This is a genomic window from Micrococcus endophyticus, from assembly GCF_014205115.1.
GTDB classification, from domain to species: Bacteria; Actinomycetota; Actinomycetes; order Actinomycetales; family Micrococcaceae; genus Micrococcus; species Micrococcus endophyticus.
On the sequence record NZ_JACHMW010000001.1, the window covers coordinates 1,191,922 to 1,205,799 of the forward strand.

The 13,878-nt window shown below is 74.7% G+C and carries 11 protein-coding genes; 4 read left to right on the plus strand and 7 right to left on the minus strand.

The window, feature by feature from the left end; genetic code table 11:
- Nucleotides 1-43 precede the first annotated feature (43 nt).
- Complete coding sequence (locus tag HDA33_RS05415) at nucleotides 44-796, plus strand: DNA-3-methyladenine glycosylase I (protein ID WP_184171655.1); 753 nt, start codon at nucleotides 44-46, stop codon at nucleotides 794-796.
- Nucleotides 797-859: 63 nt separating this feature from the next.
- Nucleotides 860-2,275 carry an NAD-dependent succinate-semialdehyde dehydrogenase gene (locus HDA33_RS05420; protein ID WP_184171657.1) on the plus strand — a complete coding sequence of 472 codons (1,416 nt, stop codon included), beginning with the start codon at nucleotides 860-862 and terminating at the stop codon, nucleotides 2,273-2,275.
- 144 nt (nucleotides 2,276-2,419) lie between these two features.
- On the opposite strand, the gene HDA33_RS05425 is transcribed toward HDA33_RS05420, so the two are convergent.
- Both HDA33_RS05425 and putP read right to left on the minus strand, forming a co-directional pair.
- Nucleotides 2,420-3,013, minus strand: coding sequence for a 2'-5' RNA ligase family protein (locus tag HDA33_RS05425; RefSeq protein ID WP_184171659.1), 594 nt, complete (start codon nucleotides 3,011-3,013; stop codon nucleotides 2,420-2,422).
- The gene (gene putP, locus HDA33_RS05430; protein ID WP_184171661.1) at nucleotides 3,010-4,644 is read right to left on the minus strand and encodes a sodium/proline symporter PutP; all 1,635 of its coding nucleotides are present in this window, start codon (nucleotides 4,642-4,644) and stop codon (nucleotides 3,010-3,012) included. Before putP ends, HDA33_RS05425 begins: the two co-directional genes overlap by 4 nt.
- Nucleotides 4,645-4,741: 97 nt before the next feature.
- Between putP and hrpA the strand changes: the two genes are divergently transcribed.
- Complete coding sequence (gene hrpA, locus HDA33_RS05435) at nucleotides 4,742-8,944, plus strand: ATP-dependent RNA helicase HrpA (protein WP_184171663.1); 4,203 nt, start codon at nucleotides 4,742-4,744, stop codon at nucleotides 8,942-8,944.
- A 29-nt stretch (nucleotides 8,945-8,973) separates the two neighbouring features.
- Here hrpA and HDA33_RS05440 read toward each other — a convergent pair whose 3' ends face one another.
- Both HDA33_RS05440 and HDA33_RS05445 read right to left on the minus strand, forming a co-directional pair.
- The gene (locus tag HDA33_RS05440) at nucleotides 8,974-9,402 is read right to left on the minus strand and encodes an HIT family protein (protein WP_017489023.1); all 429 of its coding nucleotides are present in this window, start codon (nucleotides 9,400-9,402) and stop codon (nucleotides 8,974-8,976) included.
- Nucleotides 9,403-9,448: 46 nt separating this feature from the next.
- Nucleotides 9,449-10,576, minus strand: a complete 1,128-nt coding sequence (locus tag HDA33_RS05445; RefSeq protein ID WP_184171665.1) for a sulfurtransferase — start codon at nucleotides 10,574-10,576, stop codon at nucleotides 9,449-9,451.
- 119 nt (nucleotides 10,577-10,695) lie between these two features.
- On the opposite strand from HDA33_RS05445, the gene HDA33_RS05450 reads away from it, so the two are divergent.
- Nucleotides 10,696-11,133 carry a Fur family transcriptional regulator gene (locus HDA33_RS05450; RefSeq protein WP_158492081.1) on the plus strand — a complete coding sequence of 146 codons (438 nt, stop codon included), beginning with the start codon at nucleotides 10,696-10,698 and terminating at the stop codon, nucleotides 11,131-11,133.
- Nucleotides 11,134-11,148: 15 nt separating this feature from the next.
- On the opposite strand, the gene HDA33_RS05455 is transcribed toward HDA33_RS05450, so the two are convergent.
- Genes HDA33_RS05455 through HDA33_RS05465 form a run of 3 tightly spaced genes read right to left on the minus strand, consistent with a single transcriptional unit; the run spans nucleotide 11,149 to nucleotide 13,870 of the window.
- Nucleotides 11,149-11,955, minus strand: a complete 807-nt coding sequence (locus HDA33_RS05455; protein ID WP_184171667.1) for a metal ABC transporter ATP-binding protein — start codon at nucleotides 11,953-11,955, stop codon at nucleotides 11,149-11,151.
- Nucleotides 11,952-12,842, minus strand: a complete 891-nt coding sequence (locus HDA33_RS05460) for a metal ABC transporter permease (RefSeq protein WP_184171669.1) — start codon at nucleotides 12,840-12,842, stop codon at nucleotides 11,952-11,954. Before HDA33_RS05460 ends, HDA33_RS05455 begins: the two co-directional genes overlap by 4 nt.
- 2 nt (nucleotides 12,843-12,844) lie before the next feature.
- The gene (locus tag HDA33_RS05465) at nucleotides 12,845-13,870 is read right to left on the minus strand and encodes a metal ABC transporter solute-binding protein, Zn/Mn family (RefSeq protein ID WP_184171671.1); all 1,026 of its coding nucleotides are present in this window, start codon (nucleotides 13,868-13,870) and stop codon (nucleotides 12,845-12,847) included.
- Between the last annotated feature and the right edge of the window lie 8 nt (nucleotides 13,871-13,878).

Below are 13,878 nucleotides of genomic sequence, written 5' to 3' on the forward strand. Positions count from 1 at the left end.
CGCGGGGCCCCACGGCGTCCGCCCCGGCTCGTAGGCTCGCGGCATGACCGAGGAGCACCGCACCGACCATGACGCCGGGGACGACGCCGGCCCCGCCGCGCCCGTCCGCTCCGCCGCCGGGGCCGCCGAGCCGCCGGCCGGCGTCGTGGTGGGCGAGGACGGGCGGGCCCGCGCGCCCTGGGCCGACCGCGACCCCCTGTTGCGCGCCTACTACGACGAGGAGTGGGGCGTGCCCGTCACGGACGAGCGCGGCCTGTTCGAGCGGCTCGTCCTCGAGGCGTTCCAGTCGGGCCTGAGCTGGCGGACGGTGCTGGCCAAGCGGCCGCGGTTCCGCGAGGCCTTCGCCGGCTTCGACCCGGACGCGGTGGCCGGCTTCGGCCCGGAGCGGGTCAAGGAGCTGCTGCAGGACGCCGGGATCATCCGCAACCGCGCCAAGGTGGAGGCCGCCGTGGCGAACGCGCGCGCCGTCGTCGCGATGCGGGACGAGCCGTGGACCCCGCTGCACCCCGGCTCCCCCGGGGCGCGCCCGGGCTGGGACGGACCGGGCGACCGGCCGGACCGCGGGCTGGCCGGGCTCGTCTGGGCGCACCAGCCGGCCGCGACGCCGCGCCCGGGGACGGTGGCGGAGGTGCCCTCCGCCTCGGACGAGTCCCGCGCCCTGGCGACGGCCCTCAAGTCCCGCGGCTGCCGGTTCGTGGGGCCCACCACCTGCTTCGCTCTGATGGAGGCCGCCGGGATCGTGGACACCCACCTGCTCGGCTCGTGGCGAAGAGGGGCGTCCGGGATCTGGGGGTGAGCGGGGGCCTCCGGCAGGATGGGGAGCTCAACGCAGGACGTCCACACGAAAGGGTGACGACTGATGACCACCACCTCCGCCTCCCAGGGCTACCGCACGATCAACCCGGCCACCGGGGAGCTGCTGAAGTCCTTCGACAACGCCACGGATCAGCAGATCGCCGACGCCCTCGACGCGTCGCAGGCCGCCTACGAGCAGTGGTCCCAGAAGTCGGTGGCCGAGCGCGCCGCCGTCGTGAAGCGGATCTCCGAGCTGCTGGCCGAGCGCTCCAAGGACATCGCCGCGCTGATCACCATGGAGATGGGCAAGTCCCTCGGCGCTGCAGTCGGCGAGGTGCGCTACAGCGCCCAGATCTTCGGATACTACGCGGACGAGGCCGAGGAGCTGCTCGCGGACCAGCCGATCAAGCAGTTCTCCGGGCAGGAGGCGTTCGTCCAGCGGCTGCCGATCGGCCCGCTGCTGGGGATCATGCCGTGGAACTTCCCGGTGTACCAGGTGGCCCGATTCGTGGCGCCGAACCTCGTGCTCGGCAACACCATCCTGCTCAAGCACGCCGAGATCAACCCGCAGGTGGCCCAGCTGCTGGAAGAGCTCTTCACCGAGGCCGGACTGCCGGAGGGCGTGTACCAGAACCTGTTCGCCACCCATGACCAGATCTCCACGATCATCGCCGACCCGCGCGTGCAGGGCGTGTCCCTCACCGGTTCGGAGCGGGCCGGCGCCGCCGTCGCCGAGCAGGCCGGCCGGCACCTCAAGAAGGTCGTCCTCGAGCTCGGCGGCTCCGATCCGTACATCGTGCTCTCCGCGCCGGACGCCCGCGCGGCCGCCCGCGACGCTCTGGCCACCCGGCTGGGCAACTGGGGCCAGGCCTGCAACTCGAACAAGCGCATGATCGTCATGGAGGACCTCTACGACGACTTCGTGGACGAGCTGGTCCAGCGCTCCTCGGCGATGAAGCCCGGTGACCCGACCTCGCGCGACGCCGACGTCTACGGCCCGCTGTCCTCCGAGTCCGCGGCCGACGGGCTCGCCGAGCAGATCGCCGCGGCCAAGGAGGCCGGCGCCACCGTCCACGTGGGCGGCGAGCGCGTCTCCGGCCCCGAGGGCGAGGGCTTCTACGTCTCCCCGGCCGTGATCACGGACGTGGACCAGGAGAACCCCGCCTACTCGCAGGAGCTGTTCGGCATGGCCTCCGTGGTCTACAAGGTGTCCTCGGCCGAGGAGGCCGTGGCCCTGGCCAACGACTCGCAGTACGGTCTCGGCGGCGCCGTCTTCTCCACGGACCTCGACGAGGCCAAGCGCGTTGCCGGCCAGCTCGAGGTGGGCATGGCGAACGTGAACCTCGCCTCCGCCGCCGGCGCGAACCTGCCCTTCGGCGGCGTGAAGCGCTCGGGCTTCGGCCGCGAGCTCGGCCCCATGGCCGTGGACGAGTTCGCCAACAAGCGCCTCTACGCGGTGCAGGGCCCGCTGGAGGGCTGACCCCGGGCCGGCCGGACGGGTCCCCCGCTCCGGCCGTCCCGTCGGCCGCCTGAGGCACGCAGAGTGGTCACGACATGCCGTCACCGGAGTCCGGTGGCGGCATGTCGTGACCACTCTGTTCGTTCGGGCCTGCTCGTCGGCCCCTCAGCCGCGCAGCGGGACGGTCGCCAGCACCTCGTGCAGCGGCCCGCCGGAGCGGCCCTCGCCGAGCCGGGACGCCACGACCTCGACCCCGTCGGCGGTCCACTGCGGACCGCGGTACACCGTGAGCGCGTGCACGGCCTCGGCCAGCAGGACGGTGGCCGGTGCCGGCGGACGGGGCTCGCCCCGCCTCCGACCCCGAGGTCGGGGCGCGGCGCCCGACACCCGCGCCACGGTGAGGTGGGCACGCCGGCGGTCCCGGCCGTCGTCGTCGGCGAGCCAGGGCTCCGCCAGGAGCGCGCCGAGCTGCCGGACCTGCCCGCCCACCCCCACCCAGAGCGTGCGGTGGGAGAACTCCCCCGCTCCGGCCAGGTGCAGGTCCAGCGGGGCATGTCCCGCCGCGATGCGGCCGGCGTCGGCGACGACGTCGTCCACGGCGCCGGCGGGCACCTCCGGGTGGAACGCCAGCGTCAGGTGCCGCTGCTCCGGGTCGGTCCAGCGCAGCGCGCGTCCGGCCCGGTCCCGGACGCCGTCGAGGGCCGGCTCGAGGTGGTCGAGCACGGCCCTCGGCGGACGGATCGTGAGGAAGAGCCTCACGCCTGCGCGCGCGGATCGGCGGCGGCTGCGGTCGAGCCCCCGCCGGCGTCCCGCGTCATGGCGGCCGGGGCCACGTCCGGGTGCGGCTCGCGGCCGGCCACGATGTCGATCGCGCCGGTGAACTCGGCGTCGATCCGCCGCTGCACACGGCGCGAGCGCTGGGTCACGAGGGACACCACCACACCCACCACGAGAGCGGCGACGAAGCCCGGCAGCAGCTCGTACAGGCCGAACCACTCCCACGTCTCGGCACTGGCCTCGGACCAGAACCAGGCGACGGCGGCACCGGTGACCATGGCGGCCATCGCCCCCCACGATGTGAACCGCGGCCAGTACAGGGCGAGCAGGATCACGGGGCCGAAGGCGGCACCGAAGCCGGCCCACGCGAAGGAGACGAGCTCGAGAACGGAGGAGTCGGGGTTGAGGGCGAGCAGACCCGCCACGAGCGCCACCACCAGCACGCCGATGCGGCCGAGCCACAGGGTGAACGTCGGGGACCCGGTGCGCCCGCGCAGCATGTAGAGGTCCTCCACCAGGGCGGAGGAGCACACGATCAGCTGCGAGGAGAGCGTGGACATGATCGCGGCGAGGACGGCGGCCAGCACCAGGCCGGCCACGAACGGGTGGAACATGATCGAGGCCAGCACGAGGAACACGGTCTCCGGGTCCTCGAGCGTGGTGCCGGGGTTGGCCTGGAAGTAGGCGATGCCCACGAGGGCCACCATCACGGCGCCGAACACGGACAGCGCCATCCAGCCGATGCCCACGCGTCGGGCGACGGCCGCGTCGTGCGGGGTGCGCAGGGCCATGAAGCGGACGATGATGTGCGGCTGGCCGAAGTAGCCCAGGCCCCAGGCGAGGGAGGACAGGACGCCGATCAGCGTCGCGTTCTCGAACATCGAGAAGTGGTTCACTCCGCCGCCGGCGGCGTCGGCGGCGCGGATGCCCTCGACGACGGCGTCCCAGCCGCCCATGGTCAGGATCACGACGATGGGCACGGCCAGCAGGGAGAGGAACATGAGGATGCCCTGGGCCACGTCCGTCAGCGAGGCGCCGAGGAAGCCGCCGAACAGGGTGTAGAGCACCGTGATGCCCGCGACCACGAGCATGCCGGTGAGGTAGTTGGTGCTGATGCCCTGGGCATAGAAGGACTCGGGGCCGAAGGTGGACTCGACGAACTTGCCGCCGGCAACCATGCCCGAGGAGACGTAGAAGGTGAAGAACACGAGGATGATCAGGCCGGCCACGATCCGCAGGATGTGCGTGCGGTCCTTGAACCGGTTCTCGAGGAAGGACGGGATCGTGATCGAGTTCCCTGCCACCTCGGTGTAGGAGCGCAGGCGGGGGGCGACCACGCGCCAGTTCACCCACGCGCCCACGGTCAGGCCGACCGCCATCCAGCCCTCGACCAGGCCCGCGGCGTAGATCGCGCCGGGCAGGCCCATCAGGAGCCACCCGGACATGTCGGACGCACCCGCGGAGAGCGCCGCGACGGACGGCTTCATGTCGCGTCCGGCGAGCACGTAGTCGTCGAGGTCGGTGTTCTTGCGGGAGGCGTACAGGCCGATCGCGATCATCGCGAGGAAATAGAGGCCGATCGCCGCTAACAGGAAGACGGTGTTCATGTCCATGGGCTCCAGGGAATCACATCCGGACTCTCAGCCCCAGTCCCGGATTCACCCCGTCCGGGCCGGCCCGGGCCCCCGCGCGCCTAGGATGGAGGCCGTCATGACGCAGACTCCACCGCCCTCCACGCCCGCCGCGCAGCCGTCGGCGACGCCCCACGACGCCGCCGCGATCACGTTCCCCGAACACCTGCCGGTGGCGGAGCGCCGTGAGGAGATCATGGCCGCGATCCGCGACCACCAGGTGGTGATCGTCGCGGGCGAGACCGGTTCGGGCAAGACCACGCAGCTGCCGAAGATGTGCCTGGCCCTCGGGCTCGGGGAGGCCGGTTCGATCGGCCACACCCAGCCCCGGCGCATCGCCGCCCGCTCGGTGGCCGAGCGCATCGCGCAGGAGCTGGGCGAGGAGATCGGGCAGACGGTCGGCTATCAGGTCCGCTTCACGGCACAGACCTCGAAGGCCACCCGGGTGAAGGTCATGACGGACGGCATCCTGCTGGCCGAGATCCCCCATGACCCGCAGCTGCGCCGCTACTCCGTGATCATCGTGGACGAGGCCCACGAGCGCAGCCTCAACATCGACTTCCTCCTGGGCTACCTGCGCAACCTGCTGCCCCAGCGCCCGGACCTGAAGGTGATCATCACCTCGGCCACCATCGACCCGGAGCGCTTCGCCCGGCACTTCGGCCGGCCGCTGGCCGAGGGCGAGGACCATGCGGACGCGGTGGAGGCCGACGACGGCGGCCGCGTGGTCCCGGCGCCGATCATCGAGGTCTCGGGGCGCACCTACCCCGTCGAGATCCGCTACCGGCCGCTGACCGATGAGCCCTCCCCGGACGACCCCGAGGACGATGCGGACGACGCCGCCGAGACCCGCGACCCCCTCGACGCGATCGGCGACGCCGTCCTCGAGCTGGCCGCCGAGCCGCCGGGCGACATCCTCGTGTTCCTGCCGGGCGAGCGGGAGATCCGCGACGCCGCCGACCACCTGTCCGGCGTCGTCGCCTCCTCGAAGCGTCTGGCGGGCACGGAGGTGCTGCCGCTGTTCGGCCGCCTGTCCATGGCGGAGCAGCACCGGGTGTTCGGCCGCGCCGCCGCCGGCGTGCGCCGCCGGATCGTGCTGGCCACCAACGTGGCCGAGACGTCCTTGACCGTGCCGGGCATCAAGTACGTGATCGACACGGGCACGGCGCGCATCTCCCGCTACTCGCACCGCACCAAGGTCCAGCGCCTGCCCATCGAGCGCGTCTCCCAGGCCAGCGCGAACCAGCGCGCCGGCCGCTCGGGCCGCACGAGCCCGGGCATCGCGATCCGCCTGTACTCGGAGGAGGACTACCTCTCCCGCCCCGAGTTCACGGACCCGGAGATCCTGCGCACCTCCCTGGCCTCCGTGATCCTGCAGATGCTCTCCCTCGGCGTGGCCGCCACCCCGGCGGACGTGCAGGGCTTCCCCTTCGTCCAGCCGCCGGACGGCCGGCAGGTCTCCGACGGCGCCACCACGCTCACCGAGCTCGGCGCGCTGCACCCGCCCCGGCCCTCCGGCGCGAAGGACGGGCACGACGTCGGCCGCGGCCGCGGTGGGCGGGCCCCCGAGCCGGGCACCATCACCCCGATCGGCCGCCGCCTGGCCCGGCTGCCCGTGGACCCGCGGCTCGGTCGCATGATCCTGGAGTCCGGCGAGCGCGGCTGCGTCCGCGAGGTCATGGTGCTCGCCGCCGCCCTCACCATCCAGGACCCCCGCGAACGCCCCGTCGAGCAGCGCGAGGCCGCCGACGAGCTGCACCGGCGGTTCGCGGACGAGAACTCGGACTTCTCCGCGATCCTCAACCTGTGGGCCTACCTGCAGGAGCAGCAGAAGGAGCTCTCCGGCTCGCAGTTCCGCAAGCTGTGCCGCCGCGAGCACATCAACTGGCTGCGCGTGCACGAGTGGCAGGACCTCGTGCGGCAGCTGCGCCAGCTCGCCAAGGACGTGGGGGTCGCGGTGCACGCCGGCCCGGTGGACCCGGTGGGCCAGCACGAGGCGGTGCACCGGTCCCTGCTCACCGGCCTGCTCTCCCAGATCGGCTCCTACGACGAGCGCCGCCGCGAGTACGCCGGCGCCCGCGGCACCCGCTTCGCCGTGTTCCCCGGCTCCGCCCTGTTCAAGAAGCGCCACCCCTTCGTGATGGCCGCCGAGCTCGTGGAGACGTCCCGGCTGTGGGCGCGGACCGTGGCGAGGATCGAGCCGGAGTGGGCCGAGGAGGCCGCGGGCGGGCTCGTGAAGCGCACGTACAACGAGCCGCACTGGTCCCGCCGGGCCGGCGCCGTCGTCGCCCGGGAGAAGGTCACGCTCTTCGGGGTCACCCTCATCCCGGACCGGTCCGTGAAGTACGGCCGGATCGACCCGGAGCTCTCGCGCGAGCTGTTCATCCGGCACGCCCTCGTGGAGGGCGACTGGCGCACCCGCCACCGGTTCTTCGCCCGCAACCGCGCCGCCCTCGAGGAGGTCGACGCGCTCGAGACGCGCCTGCGCCGTCGCGACCTGCGGATCGGGGACGAGGACCTCTTCGCCTTCTACGACGCGCGGGTGCCGGCGAACGTGGTCTCCGAGCGGCACTTCGACGCGTGGTGGAAGAAGGCCCGCCAGGAGCGGCCGGACCTGCTGGACCTCGACGTCGCCGCGCTGCTCACCGCCGACGCCGAGGACCTGGACACGGACGCGTTCCCCACCGTGTTCCCCTACCCGCTGCCCGGCGGGGACGTGGACCTCGACCTGGAGTACACCTTCGACCCCACCGGCGCCTCCGGCACCGACGGCGTGACCGTGTCCGTGCCGGTCCTGCTCCTCAACCAGGTCTCCCCCGGCCCCTTCGCGTGGCTCGTGCCGGGCCTCCGCGTGGAGCTCGTGACCGCCCTGATCAAGGCCCTGCCCAAGGCCGTCCGCAAGCAGCTCGTGCCCGCCCCGGACGTGGCCCGGCAGCTCGTGGCGGACCTCGACGCGCACGCGGACTCGCTCGCCGACGAGCTGACCGAGGCCTTGTCCGCCGCCGTGCGCCGGGTCCGCGGGATCGTCGTGGAGCCCGGGCTGTGGGCGCCCGAGGCGGTGCCGGCGCACCTGCGCATGGACTACCGCGTGGTGGACGCCCGCGGCGCCGTGATGGGGGCGGGCCAGGACCTGGCCGCCCTCCAGGCCCGCCTCGCCAAGGCCAACCGCTCGGCCATCGCCGCGCGCCTGGCCGGCACGGACGACCCCGCCAACGCCCGCCCGGGTCCGGGCCGCCAGGGCGGGCGGCGCGACGGCGGCGGGAACGACGGCGGCGCGGGGCGCCGGGGGTCCGGTCGCGGCGGGCGGGGGCGCGGCCGGGACGGCGCCGGCCGCCCCGAGGCGGGCGCGCAGGGCGCGGGCGGCGCGGCTCCCGCGTTCGCCGAGCGCCACGGGCTGACCTCGTGGAGCATCGGGACGGTGCCGCGGCGCATCACCACCGACCCGGGCGCCCGCGGGCCGGCCATCACCGGCTACCCCGCGCTCGTGCCCGAGACGACCGTCGAGGGCGGCCCCGCCGCGGGCCTCACGGTGGCGCGCTCGGCCGAGGACCAGGCCGCGTGGCACCGCGCCGGCGTGATCCGGCTGCTCCTGGCGACCCTGCCCAGCCCCCAGCGCTACGTGCTGGACCACCTGGACAACCGCGAGAAGCTCACCTTCACCCAGAACCCCCACGGCTCCGTGGACTCCCTCGTGGCCGACTGCTCCCAGGCCGCCGTCGACCGCCTCGTGGGCGACGAGCTGCCCTTCGACGAGGCCGCCTTCCGCGCGCTCTTCGACCGGGTGCGGGCGGACCTGATCGACACGGTGTTCGCCGTGACGCGGCTCGTGGAGCAGGTCCTCTCCCGCGCGGCCGAGGTCCGGCGCCGCCTCAAGGGGTCCGTCTCGCTGGCCATGGCCCCGGCGCTGTCCGACGTGAAGGCCCACCTGGAGCAGCTCGTGTTCCCCGGGTTCGTGGCCGCCACGGGCTGGGAGCGGCTGCAGCACCTGCCCCGGTACCTGCAGGGCATCCTGGTGCGCCTGGACCGGCTCGACGCCGGCGGGCACCTGCAGCGCGACGGCCAGCACATGGCCGTGGTGCAGCGCCTCGAGGACGAGTTCGACGCCGCCGTGCAGGCGCACCGGGCCCGGTTCTCCGGGGTGCCGGTGCCCGCGGACCTCGAGCGCGTGCGCTGGCTCATCGAGGAGCTGCGCGTCTCCTTCTTCGCCCAGGAGCTGGGCACGGCCGTCTCGGTCTCGGAGAAGCGGGTGCGCCAGGCGCTGGCCCAGGCCGCGCGGGCCTGAGCCGGACGGCCGGAGCGGGTCCGAGCGGCTCAGTCCTGCGGGACGACCTCGCCGTGGCCCAGCTCGCGCAGCGCCGCGCGCAGGCGGGCGGCGGCGTCGTCCATCTCGGCCGGGTCCGGGGAGTTGTCCACCCGGTCCAGGTCGAAGTCGGCCAAGGAGTTGGAGGGCCACACGTGCACGTGCAGGTGCAGGATCTCGTAGCCGGCCACCATCAGGCCCGCGCGCTGCGCCGAGAAGGCCCGGACCTGGGCCTTGCCCAGCTGCTGGGCCACCATCATCAGGTGCGCCACCAGGGCGGGGTCGGCGTCGACCCACGCGTCGACCTCCTCACGGGGCACCACGAGGGCGTGGCCGGGGTTGAGCGGGCCGGTGGAGAGGAACGCGACGCACGTCTCGTCCTGCCACACGAAGCGGGCGGGCAGCTCGCCGGCGATGATCCTGCTGAAGACGCTGGCCATGGGGGTCCTCCTGGTGGGTCGTCGGGGCGTCGCCCCGGGGGGCTCGTCAGTCCCGGCCGGGCTCGCCGTGCGGGTCGGGGCCGACCGCGACGGCGTTGGACGGGTCCTGGATCCATGCTGACCACGAACCGGGGTAGAGCGCCACTCCGGGACGCCCCGCGACGGCCAGGGTGAGCACGGCGTGGGCCGCGGTCACGCCCGAGCCGCAGTACACCGCGACCGGGGTCTCGTCGTCCACGCCCACGGCGTCGAACCGCGCGGCGAGCTCCTCGGCGGGGCGCAGCCGGCCGTCCTCGGCCAGGGAGCCGGCGGTGGGCAGGCTCCGGGCCCCGGGGATGTGCCCGGCCACGGGGTCGATCGGCTCGGTCTCCCCGCGGTAGCGCTCGGCGGCGCGGGCGTCCAGGAGCAGGCCGCCGGAGGCCATCGCCTCGGCGCCGGAGGTGTCCACCACGGGCATCCGGCCCCAGGAGGTGCGGGCCGAGCCGGGCATGGGGATGACCTCGCCGGGCTGCAGGGGCAGGCCGCCCGCGCGCCACGCGGCGAGGCCGCCGTCCAGGAGCATCGAGTCCCGCAGGCCCGCGTGCCGCAGCAGCCACCAGGCGCGCGCCGCGGACAGCCCCCGGTCGTCGTCGTAGACCACCACGGTGTCGCCGTCGTCGATCCCCCACATGCGCACGGTCTCCGCGAACTGGCGCGGGTCCGGGAGGGGGTGGCGGCCGGCGGCGGGGCCGGCGTGGCCGGCCAGCCGGCTGGGCAGGGAGACGTAGACGGCGCCGGGCAGGTGGCCCCGCAGGTAGGCCTCGTGGTCCGCGCCGCCGCCCGTCGCGCGGAAGCGGACGTCGAGCAGGACCAAGCGCCGCGGCCGGCAGCGGCCGGGCTGGGCGTAGGCGGGGGCCTCGGGGACCTCCGGCAGCGGCTCGGTGGGGCTCAGGCCGAGCCAGTCGGCGAGCACCCCCACGGAGACGAGGGTGGGCGGCTCGGCGGCCGCGGGGTCGACGCCCTCGCCGCCGGAGGCCGGGTCGCCGCCCGCATCATGGGTGGACGACGGGTCGGCCGTCGGCGCCGGGACCACGCGGCCCTCGGCCCCGTCCACGACGACGAGTGGGTCGGGACGGTCCGGGTCGGAGCCGTGGCGGTCCGGGACGGGGGATGGGTCCAGGCTCTCGCTGTGCACCCGGACACCCTACTGCACCCGCCGTCCGGGGCCGCTGATAGCCTGGAGGACGCCCCTCGAGGGGCCCGACGCCCCCGCCGCGGACGCGGCCGACGCCGCAGAAGGAGACCTGAGCCAGCGTGAGCGCCCCCGATCCCGGACCCCGCGTCGTCCGCCCCCGCGCCACCCGGCAGAAGGCCGCCGTGGACCGCGCGCTGGAGACGATCCCGGACTTCGTGAGCGCCCAGGAGCTGCACGCGCGCCTCCAGGAGGAGGGCGAGCGGATCTCCCTGGCCACCGTCTACCGGACCCTGCAGCAGCAGCTCGAGGACGGGCAGGTGGACGTGCTGCGGCGCGAGGACGGCGAGTCCGTGTATCGCCGCTGCGAGGCCCGCGGGCACCACCACCACCTGGTGTGCCGGCTGTGCTGGTCCACCGTGGAGGTCACCGCTCCCCCGGTCGAGGCGTGGGCGGCCCGGATCGCCGCGGAGCACGGGTTCACCGAGGCCGAGCACACCGTGGAGATCACCGGCGTGTGCGCCGACTGCGCCGCGACCCGGGCCGCGGACGCGGGCTGAGCCGCCCGGCCTGCCTCAGCCTCGGTCGGGCGGGCAGTCGGCGGGGTCGTCGAGGTGCACCAGCAGCGGGGCGTGCAGCGCCCCGCGGCCGTACACCGCGTCCAGGTTGGCGGCGGTGAGCACCTGCGCGGGCGGGCCGCTGGCCACCACTCGGCCGTCCATGAGCACCACGTGGTCCGCGGCGGCGGCCTCGTCGAGGTCGTGCGTGGTGTAGACCACGGACACCCCCCGCTCCGGCTGCTCGTGGATGATCTCGTCGATGGTGCGGGCGGAGACGATGTCCAGGCCCGTGACGGGCTCGTCCAGCATGAGCACGTCGTGCTCCTGGGCCAGGCCCTGGGCCACGTAGACGCGCTGGCGCTGCCCGCCCGAGAGCTGGTCCAGGTGCCGGTCCGCCAGGTCCGTCACGCGCACCCGCTCCATCGCGGCGGCCACGGCGGCGCGGTCCGTCGCGCCCAGGCGGCGGAACCAGCCGGCGGTGGTGTACCGGCCCATCGTGACGACGTCGTGCACCGTGAGCGGCACCCCCTGCGGGAACTGGAGGGACTGCATCACGAACGAGATGAGCCGCCCGTGCCGGGACGGGCTCTCCCCGCGCACTTCGAGCCGGCCCGCGGCCGGGTCCAGGACGCCGGCGAGGGCCTGCAGGAGGGTGGACTTGCCGGACCCGTTGGGCCCGATCACGGCCACCACGCAGCCGGCCGGCAGCGTGAAGGAGGAGGCCTCGACGGCCAGGTGGTCCCCGTGGCGCAGCTCGAGGTGCTCGGCCACGGCCAGCGGCGCGGGGGCGGCCTCGGGGACGACGGCGGCGGATCGGCTCACGGGGACACGCTCCTGCGGGTGGGGGTCTCGACGACGGCCCGCCGGCGGTCCGCGCGGACCCGGCGGCTGCGCAGGGCGCGCAGCCCCGCCCGGCCGGCCAGGACCACGAAGAACATCGCGATCGGCACGAGGGCCATGGTGGCGGAGGCGGCGGTGCCGAGGTGGTAGCTCAGGACGAGGCCGATCGTGACGCCGGCGGCGCCGAGCAGCACGGCCAGCGCCATCATCTGCGGCACGGTGCGGGTCAGCAGGGCCGCGGTGGCGGGCGGGCCCACAAGCAGGCCGAACACCAGCACGGTGCCCACGGCCTGGAAGGAGCCGATCACGGCGGCGCCGATCATCACCAGCAGCAGCGCGTGGGTCAGGCGCGGGCGCATGCCCAGGGAGCGCGCCTTGGCCGGGGAGAAGCTCAGCGCCATGAGCGGGCGGTAGAGCACGAGGGCGAGCACCAGCACGAGCGCGGCGATCACGCCCTGCCGCACGATCCCCTCCCAGGTGACGCCGAGGGCGTCGCCGAAGAGGATGGCGGTGAGCGAGCCGGTGTAGGAGTCGGAGAGGGAGATGATCACCACGCCGAGCGCCATCATGCCCACGAAGAGCAGGCCGATGGCGGTGTCCTCCTTCAGCGTGGTGGCCCGGTGCACCAGCGAGATGCCGGCGAGCATCACGAGGGCGGCCAGGGCCGCGCCGAGGTGGGCGTCGAAGCCGAGCACCACGGACAGGGCGATGCCCGGCATGACGCCGTGCACGAACGCGTCGCCGAAGAAGCTCATGCCCCGCAGCACGAGCCACGTGCCCACCACCGCGCAGAGCGCGGCGGCGATGAGCCCGCCCACCAGCGCCCGCTGCTGGAAGCCCAGCAGGAAGGGCTCGATCAGCCAGTCCATGCTCACTCCCCCAATGCGTCGGCCAGGACGCGGGCGTTGTGCAGCATGGCCTCGGCGTAGCCGGCCTGCTCGCCGTCGGCCGGGCCGACGCCGCCCTCGTAGAGCTCGACCACCGGGGTGGAGCCGCCGCCGTCGGCGGCGATGGACTCCACGGTGGGCGCGCCTCCGCCGGCCGAGGTCACCAGCGCGTCGGCGCCGGAGTCGGCCACGGCGCGGGTGAGCTCGGCGATGCGCTGGGAGGAGGGCTCGCCGTCGGTGGAGCCGCCGGGGACCACCACGCCCGCGACCTCGAATCCGTAGGCGGCGGCGAAGTAGCCGTACGCGTCGTGGTCGGCGATCAGCCGGCGACGGTCCTCGGGCACGGCGGCCAGGATCTCGCGGACCTCGGCGTCGGTCGCCTCGAGCTCGCCGCGCACCTGACGGCCGCAGTCGGCGAACCGGTCCTCGCCGGTGTGCTCGGCGAGGGCGTCGCCCATCACCTCGGCGGCGCGGGCCATGCGGGCCACGTCCATCCACACGTGCGGGTCCTGGGAGCCGCGGTCGTGCCCGTCGTGTGCGCCGGCGGAGCCCTCCTCGGCGTGGGCCGCGTGCTCCCCCGCGGTCTCGCCTGCGTGCTCGTCGGCCGCGCCCTCGCCGGCGCCGAAGGGCAGCGGGTCGAGGCGGGGGGCCACCTCCAGCACCTGCGCGCCGTCCTGGGCAGCGTTCTCCAGCGCCGAGGCCATGCCGGCCTCGAGGCCGAGGCCGTTGGCGAAGACCAGGCCCGCGCGGGCCATCTGCGCCACCTGCTGCGAGGACGGCGCGAAGTCGTGGGGGTCGTCCCCGGGACCCATCACCGTGGCCGTCGTGGCGTCGGCGCACCGGGCGACGTCGCCCAGCACGGAGCCGAGCTGCGTGGTGGTGGCCACGGCGGCCGGATCGCCGGAGCCCGCCTGCCCGTCCCCGCCGGAGTCGGCCCCGCAGCCGGCGAGGGCGAGGGCGGAGGCCAGGGTCAGCGCGGCGGCGGCGCGACGGCGGGGGGTGCGGTGCACGGGGGTCC

Coding starts and splice junctions, on each gene's coding strand:
- HDA33_RS05420 (WP_184171657.1), top strand. CDS start 860: ATGACCACCACCTCCGCCTCCCAGGGCTACCGCACGATCAACCCGGCC.
- hrpA (WP_184171663.1), top strand. CDS start 4,742: ATGACGCAGACTCCACCGCCCTCCACGCCCGCCGCGCAGCCGTCGGCG.
- HDA33_RS05440 (WP_017489023.1), bottom strand. CDS start 9,402: ATGGCCAGCGTCTTCAGCAGGATCATCGCCGGCGAGCTGCCCGCCCGC.
- HDA33_RS05415 (WP_184171655.1), top strand. CDS start 44: ATGACCGAGGAGCACCGCACCGACCATGACGCCGGGGACGACGCCGGC.
- putP (WP_184171661.1), bottom strand. CDS start 4,644: ATGGACATGAACACCGTCTTCCTGTTAGCGGCGATCGGCCTCTATTTC.
- HDA33_RS05460 (WP_184171669.1), bottom strand. CDS start 12,842: ATGGACTGGCTGATCGAGCCCTTCCTGCTGGGCTTCCAGCAGCGGGCG.